The organism is Microvirga vignae (genome assembly GCF_001017175.1).
In the GTDB taxonomy this organism is placed as follows: Bacteria; Pseudomonadota; Alphaproteobacteria; order Rhizobiales; family Beijerinckiaceae; genus Microvirga; species Microvirga vignae.
Window position 1 is genome coordinate 1 of the sequence record NZ_LCYG01000066.1, and the last position, 17,907, is coordinate 17,907.

Consider the following 17,907-nt stretch of genomic DNA (forward strand, 5'->3'; position numbering starts at 1 on the left):
ACCAGGCGTGCCATCGATTTCCACGAGGGCGACACGATGGACGAAGAGGCGTTGAAGGCGCTCATCCGCGCCGCCGTGGCACTCAACACGTCCTCGGATGCCCCGCGGCCGAGAAGCCCGTCGGCGCGCTCCAGTGCTTGAGCCACGCCCCCCTTCTCCGGCAGATCGCGCCACGGCACCCCAGTGCGAATGGGCCACGAAACGCCATTGACGATCTGCCGATTGTCGAACGCGGGCCAGCTCTTGCGTCCTCGCTCCGGTGAGAGAAGGGGTTCGAGCAAACGCCATTCCGCTTCGCTCAGGTCGCCACGATTCAATCCAGCCTTCCCCCAAGAGGCATTCTTGAAGCAATGCCTGAGCCATGCGGCAACTACTCTGTAAACAGCGCCTGGGCCTTCGCTCCAAAGTAACAGGCATCGCTGTTCGTGGCAGCGATGCCTCGTCGGTTTTGTGTGCTGATGGCGACTTACGCAGCCTGAGCCCTCATCTGCAGCGTGGCCTTGTGCTGGGCACGGAGGCCTCTCAGGCTCTCGGCCCACCTGTGAAGCTCGTCGAGCATCGTGGCGGCCGAGGTCTTGTAGATGTCGGCGGGCTTCAGCTTTCCGTTTTCCAGATTCTGGAACACCATCGGCATCGGCACGCCTTCCGGAATCGGCATCATCTTCAGGGTCGTCACGATCTGCTTGGCGACCTGGACAGAGCGCAGCCCGCCCGAGATGCCGCCATAGCTTACGAAGCCGACGGGCGTATAATTCCACTCGCGGGACAGGTAGTTGAGCGCATTCACCAGCGCCGGAGGTGGAGCGTAGTTGTATTCCGGCGTGACGAACACGAAGGCGTCAGCCGCCGAGACGCTCTCCGCCCAAGCCCTGGTATGGGCATGCTTATAGTCCTGCTTCATCGGGTGCTCGGGCTCGTCGAAGATCGGCAGGTTGAAATCGGCGAGATCGACCAGAACCGGATCGAACTTGCCGTGCTCGGCGGCGAAGTCGTTGAACCAATTCGCGATGCTGGGGCCGATCCGGCCGGGACGGGTGCTTGCGATGATCGTATGAAGTTTGAGGGTCATGTCGTCTCCTCGGGTTGCGACGGATCGGAACAGGTATTAAGTTCCGTTTTGTAACCGAGGCTCATTAAGTAACTTTCGGAGTGAGCCGCAAGGAGGCACTTTCATGTCACCCAGTCACACAGATGTGCCCGCCAACTGTCTCACGGTCACGGAAGTCCTCTCCCGCGTAGGTGACAAGTGGAGCGTCCAGGTTGTGGTGCAGCTGGGCGACGGGCCCAAAAGATTCAATGAGTTACGCCGCATCGTCAGCGGCATCTCGCAGCGGATGCTGACCTTGACCTTGCGCGGATTGGAGCGCGACGGGCTCGTGACGCGCACGATTTACCCCACCATTCCGCCCCGGGTGGAGTACCATCTCACAGGGCTGGGTTGCAGTCTGCTCAAGACTGTGCGGGCTCTGGGAGCCTGGGCCATCGAGAACCGGGACGAGATTCTAGAGGCGCGGCGGCGCTTCGATGAGGCAGCTGGCGTCGAGCCGGAAACAGACGCCGCCTGAGGCCAGGCTCAGCCAGCGGCTCTGCGGTTCAATTCGTCCCAGAGGACGGGGGCGTGGAAATCCTCGATGGTCGCATCCGCTCCCACATCCCGCATTTCCTGTGCGGTCAGGCCGGTCAGCACGCCAAAAGAGAAGAGGCTCGCAGCCTTGGCGGCTTTCATGCCGGAGGGGGAATCCTCGAAGGCGACAGCCTCGTCCGCGCGCACGCCGAGCCGCTCCAGGGCCGCGAGATAGGGGAGGGGATCGGGCTTTCCGCGCGCCACCTGATCGATGGTGATCTGGACCGGAAAATGCTCCCTGAGGCTCAGCACATCGAGCATATGCTCCGCATTGAGGCGCGGGGCGTTGGTGACGAGCGCAACCTTGATCCCGCGCTCCTTCGCCCAGTCGAGTAGATCGAGGAGGCCGTCCAAAGGCTTGAGATCAAGCGCCAATCGGCGGAAGGCTGCCTCCTTCTCGTCAGCGAAGGCTACGTGCTCGTCGACGGTGCGATCGGGCAGGAGAGTGGCGAAGATGGATTCGTTGGTTCGGCCGATGATCGTGGAGCGGTAGACATGCTCGTCGACCGCCACACCTTCCGGGCCCAGAACCTCGACAAAGGCTTGGAGGTGCACGGGGTCGCTGTGCACCAGGGTGCCGTCCATATCGAAAATCAAGGCCTTGAGCATCGTTCCGTCTCGCGAGGGGTTGTGGCTATCAGGTAAGCCGCTTCGGCTCAAAAGACACCCTGTTAGAATTGCAAGGCTGCCTTATAGATAATGTGGGGGTCCCCAATCCAGGAAACATGATGTCGCTCATGGCTTGCACTCCCCTCAAGATCGATAGCGAGGAAACTCGATGAGGGTGATGGACAAGCTTAAGTTTCTCTACGAGGCGGATGTGCCGGAGGCTCACCGTTTCCGCTATGCCCTTCTGGTTTTCGATATCGTCACCATTCTTTTCATCGTCGTTTCCTCCTTCCTGCCGCACTCCAAGTTCGTGCAGGGCATTGATATCGTCATCGGCCTCATCGTGCTCGCCGACTTTTCTGCGCGCCTTGCGATCAGCCCGACACCCTGGAAGGATCTCCTGCACCCGACGACCGTGGCCGACGTGGCGGCTATCGTGTCGTTTCTGGCCCCCATCGTCGGAGAGGGAATCGGCTTCCTGCGCATCCTGCGGACGGTACGGTTGCTCCACACCTACCAGCTTCTCGTGCGCCTGCGCGCCGACAGCCCATTCTTCCGGAGAAACGAGGAGCTGATCATCGCAACGGTCAATCTCAGCGTCTTCATCTTCATCATGACCGGTTTTGTCTATGAGACGCAGCGCTGGACCAATGAGAAGATGGGCAACTATATCGACGCGCTCTACTTCACCATGGCGGCGCTCACCACCACCGGTTTCGGCGACATCACCCTCACGGGAACGCTCGGACACCTGCTCTCCGTGATCATCATGATCTTCGGCGTGACCCTGTTCCTGCGCCTCGTGCAGGTTCTGTTGCGGCCCAACAAGGTGCGCCATCCCTGTCCGGTCTGCGGGCTGCAGCGGCATGACAGGGATGCCGTCCATTGCAAGGCCTGCGGCACCATCCTCAACATTCCTGACGAGGGCGCTGTATAGAGCATTTTCGGTGAGGTGGGTCCCGGTTCACCGGCAAAAATGCGGCTCGGCAAGGAGGTAAGCTGTTTCCATGCCAATGGAAACAGCTCTGGCTGTCATGCACCAGGAATGATTGCGATACCGCGCTGAGAGGCAAAGGAAACCGAGATCGGTGTGCCTGGCGCAATCGTATCCTTGCGGCCATATTGCACCACGAACAGATTCCCGATCGGGCTCTCCACCTCATACTCCGTCTGCGTGCCGAGATAGGAGGCCTTCCTCACTGTGCCGGTGATCCTGCCGAGAGCTGCGGAAGCTTCATCCAGCACGATGGCATCAGGACGGACCGCGAGCTTCACCGGACCCGGGCCTGCGCCGCGACGGGGCAGCTGGACGTTCAGGTTGCCGATTTTCACATTGGCAACCGGCCCTGTGTCATCGACGACTTCACCGGAAATGATGTTGGCGTCGCCAATGAAGTCGGCGACGAAGAGATCCGCAGGTTCCTCGTAGAGCTCCCGCGGCGTACCGGTCTGCGCGATGCGGGCGTTCGACATCACGATGATGTGGTCCGAGACGGCAAGCGCCTCCTCCTGATCATGCGTGACATAGGCGACCGTGAGGTTGAGACTCTGCTGCAGTTCGCGGATGTCCTCGCGCACGCGGCGGCGCAGCTTGGCGTCAAGGTTGGAGAGCGGCTCATCGAACAGCAGCACCTGCGGCTCGAGCACCAGAGCGCGCGCGACGGCGACGCGTTGCTGCTGGCCGCCGGAGAGCTCGGACGGGGCGCGCTTCTCGAGGCCTTTGAGGCCGATCAATTCGAGCTTCTCCATGGCCATCTCGTAGGCATCCTTCTTCGAGATGCCCTGCACGGTCGGGCCGTAGGCGACATTCTCCAGCACCGACATGTGCGGGAAGAGCGCATAGGATTGAAACACCATGCTCACGTCGCGATCAGCGGCCGAGAGATGCGTCACATCGCGTCCGCCGATCAGGATCTGCCCTTCGCTTGCCATTTCAAGACCGGCGATCATGCGCAGGGTCGTGGTCTTGCCGCAACCCGAGGGGCCGAGCAGGGTCACGAGCTGGCCGGGCTCGATGGTGAAGGACACGTTGTCGACGGCCGTGACGCTGCCGTAGCGCTTCGTCACGCCACGAAACTCGACCGAAGCCGCCTGCTTCTTGGAGGCCGGGGAACGGGACAGGGAGCTTAGGGATGACATGCGGTTCATGGAATGGCTTGAGCGGCAACGGGACTGGCTGAAGTGCTCAGCGTACGGCGTCCGAGACGCCGCTCGCCGACCGCAAGCTGGATCGCGAGGATCGCAAGCAGCATGACGATGATGAGCACGGTGGAATAGGCGATCGCGAGGCCGAACTCGCCCGCTTCGACGCGGCCGACGATGTAGGTCGTCGCCATGTTGTACTCCGCAGTGACCAGGAAGATCACGGCGCTGACAGCCGTCATCGCGCGCACGAAGGAATAGACGAGCGAGGCGACGATGGCCGGGCGCAGAAGGGGCAGCACCACGCGGCGCATGGTGGTGGCCGAGCGGGCGCCGAGCGTGAGCGAGGCCTCGTCCAGACTCTTGTCGATCTGGCTCAAGGTGGCGATGCCGGAGCGCACGCCCACGGGCATGTTGCGGAACACGAAGCACATTACGAGCACGAAGCCCGTGCCGGTGATCTCAATCGGCGGGACGTTGAAGGCGAGAATGTAGGACACACCCACCACGGTACCGGGGATCGCGAAGCTGAGCAGGGTGCCGAACTCGAAGGAGCGCTGCCCGGAGAAGCGCTGACGGGTGAGGAGATACGCCGTCAGCAGGCCGATGGCGGCCGTGAGCGGCGCGGAAAGAGCCGCGACCTTCACGGTGGCGAAGAACGAATCCCAAGCCGATCCGGAGAAGTAGAGCCCCCGATCCGTTCGCTCGATGCGGAAGGCGGTGAGGAAGTGCTCGAGGGTCGGCGTGTAGTCGCGGCCCATGGAGCGCACGAAGGCGCCGACCAGGATGATCGTGTAAACGGCCACCGTGAACAGCGCCCACGGAATGGCCGTGAAGTAGGATGCCAGGGCCACGCGGCGGGGCAGGGGCAGTGGAACGCCCGAATCGCCCTTGCCCGTCACTGTCGTGTAGACCTTCTTGCCGAGCCAGGCATGCTGCAGCCAGAAGGCGCCGAGCGTGAAGGCGAGCAGAATGATGGAGAGCACAGCGGCACGGCCCTGATCCTGTTGCGCACCGACGACGGCGAAGAAGATCTTGGTGGAAAGAACCTCGTAATTGCCGCCGAGCACGAGGGGATTGCCAAAATCGGCGAGGCTTTCCACGAAGCCGAGGAGGAAGGCATTCGCGAGGCCGGGGCGCATGAGCGGCAGCGTCACCGTCACGAAGGTCGTCCAGCTCTTCGCGCGAAGGGTTTGGGAGGCCTCCTCCAGCGTCGGGCTGATGCCCTGCACCACACCGATCAGCACCAGGAAGGCGATGGGTGTGAACGCCAGGAGCTGCGCGATGAAGACGCCGGGAAGGCCATAGATCCAGCGCGAGCGCGGAATCCCGAACCACTCCCACAACACGGACGAGAGCGCGCCGGATCGGCCGAAGATCAGGATGAGCGCGAGACCGATCACGAAGGGAGGCGTGATGATGGGCAGCACGCTCATCACGCGCAGGAGCTTCTTGTAGCGGAAGGCCGTACGGGTGGCGATGAGCGCGAAGGCAAGTCCCAGAGCCGTGGTGCCGACACCGACGAGGAGGCCGAGGAAGAGGGTGTTCCAGGCCACGCCGCAGCGCAGGTCGCTCGAGAGGCAATCGAGCCCCCAGATCGACTTGTCCATGAACTTCGTCAGGAACGTGAGCGGCGCGAAGTTGCCGTCGTTGTCCGCAAAGGCGCTCGCAAGGATCGTCGCGACGGGGAAGAACACGAAGACGATGATGAGCGCGATAACCACGCCGATGGAGGAGGTGACGAAAGCATCTCCCCGGCACCAGCCGCGCGCGGCCAGCCCATGGCAGAGAATGATGAGAAAAGCCGTGGAGGTGAGGGCGGCACCATAGCCCATACCGGCTTGGCTCGGTCCGTTTCCGCCGGTGAGAGCTTTAAGGACGTCGAGCGTCCAGCCGTTCAGGCCGATGGTGAAGCCTTCGATCACGATCAGTGCGAGACCTAAGAAGCCGGAGGCGATGAGCCATGTGCTGTTGTCTGCTCGCGAAGGCAGAAGGGCAGGGCGCAGGCTCATCAGAAGCGGCACGAGAATGGGCAGAAGCCACCAGGCGCCGTTCAGGCCATGAACGAGAGCCGACCCGCCGACGATGTAGTCGGTGAGGGTCGGAACGGCCGTGCGGTCGAAACCATACCAGGGCAGGAGGGCGAAGCCGACCCAGCCTAGAACGATCCAGCCAAGGGTTGCCCGTGACATGTCTGTTCTCGCGTCAGGATCAATGCGGGCTTAAGAGAAAACCCGACTTCCAATTTCACAGGTGAGGAAGAACCGGTCCGGCGAAACGCCACAGGTCTCGCCGGACCGGTTCGCGCTGCCTATTTCGGCAGGTTCTTCACCTCGTTGTCCCACTTGGACAGGAGACGCTTGCGTTCTTCCGAGGAGCCGTATTTCGCGAAGTCGAAATTGATCAGCTTGATGTCGGTGAGCTTGGGAGCCTGCGGCGGGACCGGCGTGCTCTTGTTGGAAGGCACCTGATAGGACTTCGCTTCCGCGCCGATCTTCTGCGCGTCCGCCGTCAGAGCCCAGTCGTAGAACTTCTTCGCGTTCTCCAGGTTCTTCGCGCCCTTGACGATCGACATGGAGCCGATCTCGTAGCCCGTGCCTTCGCAGGGAGCCACGACCTTGATCGGAGCCTTGTCCACGACCATCGTCACCATGTCATGCATGAAGGTGATGCCGGCGGTCGTCTCGCCCTGTGCCACGGCCTTGGCGGGAGCGGCACCCGACTTGGTGTATTGGTTGACGTTCTTGTGCAGGGCTTTCAGGTACTCGAAGCCTTTGTCCTCACCCATGATCTGGACGATGGTGGCAAGCAGCGTATAGGCCGTGCCCGAAGAGTTCGGATCCGCGACCTGGACCTCGTCCTTCAGCTCGGGCTTGAGCAGATCGGCCCAGCATTTCAGCTCCGGCACGTTGTTCGTCTTGGCGAGTTCGGTGTTGTAGCCGAAGCCCAGCGCGCCGGAATAGATGCCGACGGTGCGCTGCTTGGACTGCTCCCACTGGCGTACGGCCCAGTCCTGAAGCTCGCTCATCTTCGGCGATTTGTACTCGACCGTCAGGCCCTCCTCGGCAGCCTGCATGTGCGGATCGCCCGTGCCGCCCCACCAGATGTCGGCGCGCGGATTGGCGGACTCTGCCTTGATCTGGGCGAAAATCTCGCCCGAGCTCTTGCGGGTCATGGATACCTTGACGCCCGTGTCACGCTCGAACGCGCCGACCATGGCGCGGCACCATTCCTCCTGCACGCCGCAATACATCACGAGCGCGCCCTGAGCCTGGGCCGTTCCGGCCGACAGGAACGAGAGGGCGGTCATGGAACCCGCCAGCATCGTGGCGGCAACGAGATTCTTCTTCAGTTTCATAGTTTTCCTCCCATAGGGTTTTATCGTTATTGTTTTTGTTGGTCGGCTAAGCTCACTCCGATAGAGCGCCCGGTCAAGAGCCCAGCCGATGATGCTGAAATGAATCTTTGGACTCATTGCTCCGGCGTCAGGGCTCCTGGGCTATGCCTGTGGCTGCTACCAGGGCTTCTGCGAGTTCCGGTGTGCAGGCGAGAATAGGGTTGCCCTCGCGTAATCCGTCCTTCGCCAGAAAGTTGTTGGTCCAGCCGCCGGCTTCCTCGATGATGAGAAGACCCGCCAAGGCGTCCCATGAATTGATATGCAGCTCGCAATAGGCATCGATCCGGCCGTCCGCCACATAGGCGAGGCCAAGGGTGCCCGAACCTGCGCGGCGCACATTCGCGCCGCTCTTCTTCAGCCGCTCGACGACAGCGACGTAGGGCTCCGGAGGCAGGCGGGACGACCAGCCGGCCTCGACGGTGGCCTGGCGCATATCGGACAATCCGCTCACCTTGATCGGTTCGCCGTTGAGGATCGCCCCGCGCCCGCGCTGGGCGGTGTAGAGATCCGCATGCATCACGTCGTAGATCACGCCGATCTCGACCTGGCCGTCGCGTACAAAAGCAATGGAGATGGCAAAATGCGGGATACCGCGGGCGAAGTTCGCCGTGCCGTCGATCGGATCCACGACCCAGACATCGCGCTCGAAGGAGCCGCCACCTTCCTCGCCGAAGAACGAGTCATTGGGAAAGAGTTCGCTCAGGCGGCGCCGGATCAACTCCTCGACCTCCGCATCGGTGGCCGTCAGGAAGTCTTGCGGGCCCTTGAAATCCGGGCGCTGGGAGCGCGGGCGCTCCAGGAAGCGCTTGCGCGCCAGCACTCCGGCCTCGCGGGCGATGGCGCAGGCGGCGGTAAATCTCATATCCAGGCTGTCGGTCGTCATGGCGTTCAGGCGTCCCCAGGATCAAAAAGGCGGCCGGATGTTGTCAGGCATTCATGATGGTTCGTGAGAATGCGGAGAACCGCGTACTCTATCAAACAAAGAGATGTTCCCAGAACCTGTTGAATTGATCCTTTATTAGCCGGCTCAAGTAAACTATGTTATAGGCTAACCGCTCAGGAATCCTACTCTCGTCGAATGCCCCGGACGCCGAAAGAAGAACTCAGCCAGGTCGCAGCACTCCCCTTCCGCATCAAGGACGGGAAGGTCGAGGTGCTCCTCGTCACGTCCCGCGAGACCAAGCGCTGGCTGATTCCCAAGGGCTGGCCGATGAAGGGCAAGAAGCCGCACAAGGCTGCGGCCCAGGAAGCCGAGGAGGAGGCCGGCGTGAAGGGCGAGATCAAGCAGAAGCCGCTGGGCTATTATGATTACTGGAAGCGCCGCTCCACGCATTTCGATCTCTGCCGGGTGAATGTGTATCCCCTGGAAGTCTCAAAGCAGCTCAAGTCCTGGCGGGAGAAGGGGCAGCGTCAGGCACAATGGTTCGAAGTCGAAGAGGCTGCCCACCAGGTGCTGGAGCCCGCGCTGGCGGAACTCATCCGCAGCCTTCCGGAGCATGTGTGACGCGCCTGTCCTTTTGAGGTAGCGCCCTGAAAATTGCGCTCCCCAGGGAACGCAATGCTCTTCAAGAAGTCTTTTCCCATACCGAGGCGGCCATGCAGCACAGCTTGGCCGTTTTCAGGCATGCTGGAAGGAGATTTCGATGAAGGCGCTTGTTTGGCACGGCACGACGGATATCCGTTGCGACTCCGTTCCTGATCCGCAGATCGAGCATCCGCGCGACGCGATCATCAAGGTGACGAGCTGTGCCATCTGCGGTTCGGATCTCCACCTCTACGACCACTTCATGCCAGGCATGAAGAGCGGCGATGTCATGGGGCACGAGATGATGGGCGAGGTGGTCGACGTTGGACCTGAGACCAAAGGCAAGCTCAAGGTCGGAGACCGCATCGTCGTTCCATTTACGATCATCTGTGGCGAGTGCGAGCAGTGCCGACGCGGCAACTTCTCCGTTTGCGAGCGCACAAACCGCAACGGCCACATTGCAGCCAAGGCTTTCGGTCACGCCACCGCCGGTCTTTTTGGTTATACGCATCTCACCGGCGGCTATCAGGGCGGACAGGCCGAATATCTGCGCGTTCCGTTCGCCGACGCTACGCATATCAAAGTGCCGGATGGCATTCCGGACGAGAAACTCCTCTTCCTCGGCGATATCTTCCCCACCGGCTGGCAGGCGGCCGTTCAATGCGACATTCAGCCGACTGACACGGTGGCGATCTGGGGCGCCGGCCCTGTCGGTCAGATGGCGATCCGCAGCGCCATCCTGCTCGGCGCGAAGCAAGTGGTCGTGATCGATCGCGTGCCGGAGCGCCTCGCCATGGCGGAAGCGGGCGGCGCGATCACCATCAACTTCGATGAGGAAAGCGTCATTGAGCGCTTGAATGAGCTCACCAACGGCAAGGGCCCGGAGAAGTGCATCGATGCCGTCGGCATGGAGGCGCATGCAGCCGGCACTGTCGATGCCATGTATGACCGCGTGAAACAGGCGACGATGATGGAAACGGATCGCCCGCATGTCTTGCGTGAGATGGCTTATGTCTGCCGTCCGGCGGGAACGCTCTCGATTCCCGGCGTCTATGGCGGGCTTCTCGACAAGATCCCCTTCGGTGCGATCATGAACAAAGGTCTCACGATCCGCACGGGTCAGACTCATGTGAACCGCTGGACCGACGATCTGCTGCGGCGCATCGAGGAAGGGCAGATCGATCCGTCCTTCGTGATCACGCATACCGTCGGGCTGGAAGAAGGGCCTGAGATGTACAAGGTCTTCCGCGACAAGCAGGACGGTTGCATCAAGGTCGTGCTCAAACCTTAAAGGCCAACATCATGCGCTACGAAACCGAAAGAACCCGTCGGCGCGGTCATGCCGACACCGCAACGGACACGCTCGCGCGTGGCCTTGGAATCTTCTCGATTGCTCTCGGCATCGCAGAAATCGCCGCGCCTCGTCCCCTGGCGCGAGCGCTCGGCATGAAAGGGCAGGAAGGATTGATCGCGGGCTATGGTCTGCGTGAGATCGCAACGGGCGTCGGCATTCTTGCATCGAAAGATCCGACACCCTGGATCTGGGGGCGTGTGGCTGGCGATGGTCTCGATCTCGCGACGCTTGCCACGGCGCTCGAGGGCGACAATCCGAAGAAGACCAATGTCGGCATCGCCATGGCGGCTGTCGCCGGTGTGACGGCGCTCGACGTCTATTGCGCGCAGACGCTCAGCCGCGAAAGCCCGCATCCGCTGCCGCCCATGCAGGATTATTCGGACCGTACCGGCTTCCCGCGCGGCGTGGAGCAATCGCGCGGTGCTGCAAGCGACTTCGAGGTCCCTCGAGACTTCCGTACGCCGGAGGCCTTGAGACCCTATACACAACCCGACTTGCCACAGCGCCCGATGCCGTCCATGTAAATGGGATGGCAAAGCCGCAGGTTTTTACGATCGGTTACGAGGGAGCGGATGTTGACCGCTTCCTCGCGACCTTGAAGGACGCGGGCGTCGAGACGCTCGCGGATGTGCGCGCTGTTGCGCTCTCCCGCAAGCGCGGTTTCTCGAAATCCTCTCTCCGCGATGCGCTTGCGAGCCAGGGCATCGGCTATGAGCACTTCATCAAGCTCGGAACGCCCAAGGAAGGCCGCCAGGCGGCACGGGCCGGCGATGGCGAGCTGATGCGCCGTATCTATTGCGATGAGGTGTTGGCCACGGAAGAAGCGCAGGAAGCATTCCGGGATCTGGAGGCCTTGGCTGGCGCAAGGCCGATCTGCCTTCTGTGCTTCGAGCGCGATCCCGCCAATTGCCACCGGCGCGTTCTGGCGCAGCGGCTCGAGGGCCTGGGCTTCGAGACGGTGGATTTGATGGTTCTGTAAGCGAGCCTGTCCCTCAGCCGTCAAGCTCGGCTTCAGTTCCCACAGGACAGACTGGACAAGCAGGGCGAGGGCTCATAAGTGAGTCCCATGTTCGAAGCCAAACCTCTTCCTTCCTTCGCCAGCAAGCGCGACCTTTATGCCTCGCTTGCTCAACAGCTCGCCGCCCTCTTGGAGGGTGAGCCCGACGCCATTGCCAATGCGGCGAATATGTCGGCGCTGATCTATCAGATCCTTCCCGACCTGAACTGGGCCGGATTTTATTTCATGCGCGGTCCGGAACTCGTGCTGGGGCCGTTCCAGGGCAAGGCGGCCTGCGTGCGGATCGCCGTTGGCCGTGGCGTTTGCGGTGCGGCCGTGGAGCGCAAGGCTTCCATCGTCGTGCCTGATGTTCATGCTTTCCCAGGTCATATCGCCTGCGACAGCGCCTCCCGTTCCGAACTCGTGGTTCCTCTGATCAAGGACGGGCGGGTCATCGGCGTTCTCGACCTCGACAGTCCGCATCCCGACCGGTTCGATGAAGAGGACCGTGAGGGATGCGAGCGGCTCGTGCAGATTTATCTCGGGGCCTCAGAGTTGCCTGCCTAAGACCGTTTGCTCCCTGCCATGTGGCGGGGGCAATCACAATGAAGCCTCCTATAGGCCGGATCGCTTCTATCGGCCCATTACGCCTGCAGGCCTGCTCTTTTGAACGTTCCCTTCGGCGGTAGCATGCACTTGGCTGAGCAGCCGTGCATGCTGTCCCTTAAAGCCTTAGGAGAGATGATCGTGCCGAAGTATCCCGCTATAGATAGAAATCGCTGCTGGCCATGCTCGTGAGGCCGACCATGGTCGCCGCAAAATCGGCACTCTTGTCGCCATTCACGTCAGCCGAGAGAACACCACCTGAAAACCTGAGCTGGCCCGCCTTCGCCGTGAACGCCGTTTGACCGATAAACGTGAATGCCTGATTGCCGGTGATCAGGGTGTTTGCGTCGATGCTCCGCAGGTCGATATGATCTTCGCCACGCTTGAAATCATAGATCGCATCTCTCGCGAGTGTCGGGGAATCGCTCACGGCCGAGAAGATGAAAGTGTCGGCGCCGCTGTTGCCGTACATACGGTCTTGTCCGGTCTGCCCGATCATCTTGTCGTTTCCGGAGCCGCCGACGAGCGCATCGTTGCCGGTGTAGCCGTAAAGCACATCATTACCGGCGTTGCCTTTCAGGGTGTTGTTACCGGAATTTCCTTTGAGTGTGTCACTGCCTGAGCCGCCCCATGCATTCTCGATCAGGGAGCGGGTATCGCCATTGTAAAGAAGGGCATTGGCGATGTTGCCGGCAGCGAGTTTCGTTCCATCCCATTTGAGCTTCGCGCGCTGTGCCGTCGATGTGATCGTCCAGGTGCCGGGAGCAAGATTGACCTGCACGCCTGTCGTGTATTGAGTGAAATCATACGTGTCGGCACCGCCACCATCCCAAACGGTCTGGAGAATGCGATTGCCGCCGGGGGCTCCCTGTCGGACGCCGTTGACCAGCAGTTCGCCGGTGGCGGGGCTCCAGGCGTATGTCGTGTTTGTGCTGTTGGTCGCGTAATTCGCACCGTAGAGATGTTGGATCGCGGCGATGTCGTACATCATCAGCGACTGCGAATAACCCCAGGTCTCGTTGACGTAACCGGACGACAGCGAGGCTCCTGTATAAGAGCGGTAGCTCATGACGGTGTATTCCATGGAGTCACGGCTGAGCGGCATGATGGTGCTGCCCTCATGCGGATGTTCCAGACCGAGCGCATGGCCGATCTCGTGAACGATTGTCAGGTAAGCGTAGTTGCCCTTGCGCGGAGCGTCATAGATTCGGCTGGAATTGTTGACCCAGACATCCCCGCCGGCTTCATGTGTGCTCGGAAAGTACGCCCAGGCTGTGCCGGGTTTATCCGAGCGGGCAAACCGAAGATCGGCGTGCTGATAACTCGTCTCGGTGATCGCCGTGAAGGTCAGATTGGCGACCGAGGAATAGAGCTTGAGCGCTGCGCGCGCTGCCGCCTGTTGACCGCTCAGGAACACACCGAAATTGTCCACAGGCTCGCTGCTGCCATAGGGATCGCCGTAATAGGCGGAAGACATCGGAAAGCTGTAGGTCAGGCTGTTTGTCGCCCACTTCTCGTCACCCAGAAGAGCGTTGATATAGGTGTTGCTTGTCGTGGCGATGGACGAGGTGGAAGGCATTGGTCGGCTCAATCTCGTTTAGAAAATGGATTGATTGGGAAGGAAATAACTTAGCTGTTGCTTCTGCTGGTATTGTTTGAAGGCAGAGACTTGGCGTGTTTCAAAATTACATTGAAGTGCAATGTGCATGCCCCATTCTTCGAAATCTTGATCGTTCTTGATGCTTAGCCTTCTAGGCTTTGAGAACTTTAGCCTAAATCTTCCGGGCGAAAAAGTGAGTTAGGACGAACTTCAATTTGTTGGACGATCTGACGCAGCAGGGTCGGACACGCGTATCCACGAGCATGCTGCGGCTCGCATGGCGCGCCTTGGCAGCCACTGAAAGCTGCGGGATCACTCTGGTGGCTGTTGCCCGAGGCGGTGGATTCGAAGTGTTTATCCATCCCGATCATGTCGACCTTGCGCAACCGTGAGGGAACGAAGCTGCGCTGAACCGATTGTGTCAACAGCGAAGCTTCGGTCAGGCCAGGGAGCCCGACTCAACAAAGGGTGCGCGGCACGGGCGATGGCGCAACTCTTCACACCGGCAGCAACCACTCTGTTCAGAGTGGTTATCGTGCTCATTGGCGCAGGGATCGTAGCTGCGGGCGTGATGGCCTATGTCTGGGCTCGCTCGGACAGCACCTGGAACGTCGGCAAGTCTGCACCGCAGCCTGTTCCGTTCCGGCACGATCTTCACAGCGGGTCCTTGAGGATCGATTGCCGCTATTGTCATTCCACGGTCGAGCGAGCGGCCGATGCCGGCATGCCGTCCGCTCAGACTTGCATGTCGTGCCATTCTCAGGTGTGGGTGGGTGCGAGCGTCCTTGAGCCGGTTCGATCCAGCTTCACACTCGGACAGCCGATTGAATGGACGTCCGTTCACCGCCTGCCGGACTACGCGTACTTCCACCACGCCGCCCACATCACCAAGGGTGTAGCCTGCGAGACTTGTCATGGTCGGGTGGATCAGATGCCCAAGACCGTAAAGACGCAGACCCTTTCTATGGGATGGTGCCTGAACTGCCACCGCGACCCGGTTCCAAACCTTCGGCCGCGAGAGGCCGTGTTCACCATGGGCTATGAAGCGCACGGCAAGGACCTGCCGGGCGATATTCGCGAGCTCTACCGGGAGGCTTCCCGACGTCTCACCAGCTGCAACACATGCCACCGGTAGTAACGATGGGTGAGGATGCGCCATTCGATCTCGATGTCTTGAGAGCCCGTCTTTCAACGGAAAACGGCCCGAGGCTTTGGCGCAGCCTTGAGGAACTGGCCGATGTGCCTGAGGTACGCCGATATGTGGAGGCCGAGTTCCCGGATATCGTCCAGGCCTCGTCCATCGACCGTCGGACCCTGCTGAAGTTGATGAGCGCTTCCTTCGCCCTGGGAGGGCTCGCTGCTTGCAACGGCAGCGAGGCGGGCAAGAACGCTCCGCTCCTGTCCCAAAGTCGGAACATGCCGGGCTACACACCGGGTGTGCCGCTCACCGTCGCGACGTCCCTTCCGTTGAACGGCTTTGGAAGGGGAGTTCTCGTGAAGACGCAGGAGGGGCGACCCATCAAGATCGAGGGAAACCCGCTTCACCCGGCAAGTCTCGGAGCAACGGACGTGTTCGCCCAGGCCGAGATCCTGTCGCTCTACGATCCCGACAGATCCGGTGCGCCGCTTCAGAACGGTCTCCCGGGAAGTTGGGAGGAGCTCACGAGCTTCATTCGTCCCGTGCGGAACGAACTCGTCGTGGCCGAGGGGCGGGGGCTGCACGTTCTGATGTCGCCGACGTCATCGCCGACCCTTCACAGGCTCATCACACAGGCACGGCAGCTCTTCCCGCTTGCACAATGGCATGTGTTCTCGCCGATTGACGACGACAACCGACGGGCCGCCGCCATGGACGTGTTCGGCCAGGATGCCGATCTCGTGTACGACCTGACACAGGCTGATGTCATCGTGACTCTCGGTGGTGATCTCTTCGCCGAGGAGCCTGGCCATCTGCGTTATGCCGCCGATTACCAGAAACGGCGGCGGATGCCGGACCGGGAGCTTCCACGCCTCTTTTCCGTCGAGGCCCGGCCGAGCCTTGTCGGAGCCCGCGCAGATGAGCGGATCGTCCTTCGACCGCGGGAGTTCGAAGCATTTGCTCGGGCCCTTGCAGCGTCTCTCGAAACGAACCCTGCGCCGGCATCGGGAGTGTATCCCTCCGTTTCCCGGCTGGCGAACGAGTTGCGCCGCGCCGGCTCTCGCGGCCTTGTCGTCGTCGGGCGTGAGCAGCCGGCCCGCGTGCATGCTCTCGCGCTTGCGATCAATACGAGGCTGGGCGCTTTCGGCACGACGATCCGCACCATAGAACCTGTGCGCCCCATCATCGACGGTGTCCGGACTCTGAATGATCTGATGCAGGCCATCGAAGCCGGTCAGGTGTCCCATCTGGTCGTTCTTGGAGGCAATCCGGTTTACACGGCTCCGGCAGACATTGATCTGGCCGCACTCATTCGGCGTGTTCCTCTGTCGCTTCATCTCGGCCAGCATCGCGACGAGACCGCCTCCGTCTGTCACTGGCATGTTCCCGAAGCTCATCCCCTGGAGAGCTGGGGCGATCTGCGGGGCTTTGATGGCACAGTGGGATTGCGGCAGCCCGCGACGATGCCGCTGAGGCCAGCGTTGAGCGCCGAGGAGTTTCTTGGCCTCATGGCAGGGCAGAATGTGGATGGTCGAGGCCTTGTTCAGGCGACCTGGCGTGAGGCTTGGGGAGACGGATTCGAGGAGCGCTGGGCACGCTCGCTCGAAGATGGTGTGATCGATGGTTCGGCCCTGCCCACCATCGACGTGCGCTGGCGATCCGACTGGCAGCCGCAGCCCGCCACTCCGGCCCCAGCTTCCGGTATCGATGTGGTGTTCGCACCCGATCCGTCGGTGTGGGACGGCTCCTATGCGAACAATGGCTGGCTGCAGGAGCTGCCGAAGCCGCTGACGAAACAGGTCTGGGGCAATGCGGCGCTGATTGCTCCCGAGACTGCGGATATCTTCGGTTTGTCCTCGGGTGATGCCATCGATCTAAGCATTGAAGGTCGCGTCATGCGGATCCCTGTCTGGGTCCTGCCCGGACACGCGCGCGAAACTGTGACACTGACTCTCGGCTACGGACGCCGGCAGGCGGGCCGGATCGGAAGTGACGTCGGGTTTGATGCCTACGCGGTCCGTCCATTGCATCGGCCATGGATCGTCACGGGTGCGATCAAGGTCGCCGGCGAGCGAATCCAACTCATCTCCACCCAGCAGCATCACTCGCTTCAAGGACGCGATATCGTGCGCGTCATGGCGCCTGGTCAAGCAGCGGTTCGGGAAACGGGAGAACAGCCGTCTTTATATCCCGAATGGCCTTATGAAGAACATGCCTGGGGCATGGCGATCGATCTTGACGCCTGCATCGGCTGCAACGCCTGTGTCATCGCGTGTCAGGCCGAAAACAACATTGCCGTCGTTGGCCCGGAGGAAGCGGCGAAGGGACGCGCGATGCACTGGCTGCGCGTGGACCGCTATTACAGTGGGGACACCGCCGATCCGAACACGTATTTCCAGCCTGTACCCTGCATGCATTGCGAGAAGGCTCCATGCGAGGTGGTCTGCCCCGTGAATGCGACGGTGCATTCCTCCGAGGGTCTCAATGACATGGTCTACAACCGCTGCATCGGTACGAGGACCTGCTCGAACAACTGCCCCTACAAGGTGCGGCGCTTCAACTTCCTGGACTACCAAGGCACGGACTACACGGCCTCGCCCGATGCCATGAGCCCGCAAGTGACGGTTCGGGACCGCGGCGTCATGGAGAAATGCACCTATTGTGTTCAACGGATCGGTGCAGCCCGCGCCGACGCTCGCATCGAGGACAGGCGCCTGCGCGACGGAGAAGTCATGACGGCTTGCCAGCAGGCCTGCCCGACACAGGCCATCGTGTTCGGCGACGTCAATGATCCCGGCAGCGCCGTGAGCCGACTCAAGAAAAGCCCGCGCAATTATGCTCTGCTCGGCGATCTGAATACGCGTCCGCGAACCACCTATCTCGCCCTCATCGAGGCTCCCACGGAAAATGGATAG

At 61.3% G+C, this 17,907-nt stretch carries 16 protein-coding genes and 2 pseudogenes; 10 read left to right on the forward strand and 8 right to left on the reverse strand.

The window, feature by feature from the left end; all coding sequences use genetic code 11:
- Window positions 1–141, forward strand: a pseudogene (locus AA309_RS36790) (DUF1801 domain-containing protein); the annotation flags it as partial.
- Window positions 142–197: 56 nt separating this feature from the next.
- On the opposite strand, the pseudogene AA309_RS36795 reads toward AA309_RS36790, so the two are convergent.
- Together AA309_RS36795 and AA309_RS23560 are read right to left on the reverse strand one after the other, a co-directional pair.
- Window positions 198–539: pseudogene (locus AA309_RS36795) on the reverse strand (hypothetical protein); the annotation flags it as partial.
- Entirely contained in the window at window positions 467–1,069 is a 603-nt protein-coding gene (locus AA309_RS23560) for an NADPH-dependent FMN reductase (RefSeq protein ID WP_047191476.1), read from the reverse strand. The gene AA309_RS23560 and the pseudogene AA309_RS36795, both read right to left, overlap by 73 nt.
- Before the next feature lie 103 nt (window positions 1,070–1,172).
- On the opposite strand from AA309_RS23560, the gene AA309_RS23565 reads away from it, so the two are divergent.
- Window positions 1,173–1,565 carry a winged helix-turn-helix transcriptional regulator gene (locus AA309_RS23565; RefSeq protein WP_047191477.1) on the forward strand — a complete coding sequence of 131 codons (393 nt, stop codon included), beginning with the start codon at window positions 1,173–1,175 and terminating at the stop codon, window positions 1,563–1,565.
- Between the two features lie 8 nt (window positions 1,566–1,573).
- On the opposite strand, the gene AA309_RS23570 is transcribed toward AA309_RS23565, so the two are convergent.
- A complete protein-coding gene (locus AA309_RS23570) occupies window positions 1,574–2,233 on the reverse strand; it encodes an HAD family hydrolase (RefSeq protein WP_047191478.1) in 660 nt (219 codons plus the stop codon).
- Window positions 2,234–2,402: 169 nt separating this feature from the next.
- Here AA309_RS23570 and AA309_RS23575 point away from each other — a divergent pair, with 169 nt between their 5' ends.
- Window positions 2,403–3,170: an ion channel gene (locus AA309_RS23575; protein ID WP_047191479.1), complete on the forward strand. Its 768-nt coding sequence runs from the start codon at window positions 2,403–2,405 to the stop codon at window positions 3,168–3,170.
- Between the two features lie 95 nt (window positions 3,171–3,265).
- Here the strand turns inward: AA309_RS23575 and AA309_RS23580 are convergent, their stop codons facing one another.
- The 4 genes from AA309_RS23580 to AA309_RS23595 form a co-directional block, all read right to left on the reverse strand.
- Window positions 3,266–4,372: an ABC transporter ATP-binding protein gene (locus AA309_RS23580; protein ID WP_047191517.1), complete on the reverse strand. Its 1,107-nt coding sequence runs from the start codon at window positions 4,370–4,372 to the stop codon at window positions 3,266–3,268.
- 5 nt (window positions 4,373–4,377) lie between these two features.
- A complete protein-coding gene (locus AA309_RS23585) occupies window positions 4,378–6,567 on the reverse strand; it encodes an ABC transporter permease (RefSeq protein ID WP_047191480.1) in 2,190 nt (729 codons plus the stop codon).
- Between the two features lie 119 nt (window positions 6,568–6,686).
- A complete protein-coding gene (locus tag AA309_RS23590) occupies window positions 6,687–7,733 on the reverse strand; it encodes an ABC transporter substrate-binding protein (RefSeq protein WP_047191481.1) in 1,047 nt (348 codons plus the stop codon).
- 127 nt (window positions 7,734–7,860) lie between these two features.
- Window positions 7,861–8,655, reverse strand: coding sequence for an inositol monophosphatase family protein (locus tag AA309_RS23595; RefSeq protein WP_084731568.1), 795 nt, complete (start codon window positions 8,653–8,655; stop codon window positions 7,861–7,863).
- Window positions 8,656–8,850: 195 nt separating this feature from the next.
- On the opposite strand from AA309_RS23595, the gene AA309_RS23600 reads away from it, so the two are divergent.
- The 5 genes from AA309_RS23600 (at window position 8,851) to AA309_RS23620 (ending at window position 12,215) form a co-directional block, all read left to right on the forward strand.
- The gene (locus AA309_RS23600; protein ID WP_047191483.1) at window positions 8,851–9,276 is read left to right on the forward strand and encodes an NUDIX hydrolase; all 426 of its coding nucleotides are present in this window, start codon (window positions 8,851–8,853) and stop codon (window positions 9,274–9,276) included.
- Window positions 9,277–9,415: 139 nt separating this feature from the next.
- Window positions 9,416–10,588 (forward strand): zinc-dependent alcohol dehydrogenase, encoded by a 1,173-nt coding sequence (locus AA309_RS23605; protein ID WP_047191484.1) that lies wholly within the window; start codon window positions 9,416–9,418, stop codon window positions 10,586–10,588.
- A gap of 11 nt (window positions 10,589–10,599) precedes the next feature.
- The gene (locus AA309_RS23610; RefSeq protein ID WP_047191485.1) at window positions 10,600–11,175 is read left to right on the forward strand and encodes a hypothetical protein; all 576 of its coding nucleotides are present in this window, start codon (window positions 10,600–10,602) and stop codon (window positions 11,173–11,175) included.
- A 5-nt stretch (window positions 11,176–11,180) separates the two neighbouring features.
- Entirely contained in the window at window positions 11,181–11,630 is a 450-nt protein-coding gene (locus AA309_RS23615) for a DUF488 domain-containing protein (RefSeq protein WP_047191486.1), read from the forward strand.
- Window positions 11,631–11,717: 87 nt separating this feature from the next.
- The gene (locus tag AA309_RS23620; protein ID WP_047191487.1) at window positions 11,718–12,215 is read left to right on the forward strand and encodes a GAF domain-containing protein; all 498 of its coding nucleotides are present in this window, start codon (window positions 11,718–11,720) and stop codon (window positions 12,213–12,215) included.
- A gap of 196 nt (window positions 12,216–12,411) precedes the next feature.
- On the opposite strand, the gene AA309_RS23625 is transcribed toward AA309_RS23620, so the two are convergent.
- A complete protein-coding gene (locus AA309_RS23625; protein WP_047191488.1) occupies window positions 12,412–13,833 on the reverse strand; it encodes a M10 family metallopeptidase in 1,422 nt (473 codons plus the stop codon).
- A gap of 505 nt (window positions 13,834–14,338) precedes the next feature.
- Here AA309_RS23625 and AA309_RS23630 point away from each other — a divergent pair.
- Complete coding sequence (locus AA309_RS23630; RefSeq protein WP_047191489.1) at window positions 14,339–14,989, forward strand: cytochrome c3 family protein; 651 nt, start codon at window positions 14,339–14,341, stop codon at window positions 14,987–14,989.
- A complete protein-coding gene (locus AA309_RS23635) occupies window positions 14,977–17,907 on the forward strand; it encodes a TAT-variant-translocated molybdopterin oxidoreductase (RefSeq protein ID WP_200902039.1) in 2,931 nt (976 codons plus the stop codon). Before AA309_RS23630 ends, AA309_RS23635 begins: the two co-directional genes overlap by 13 nt.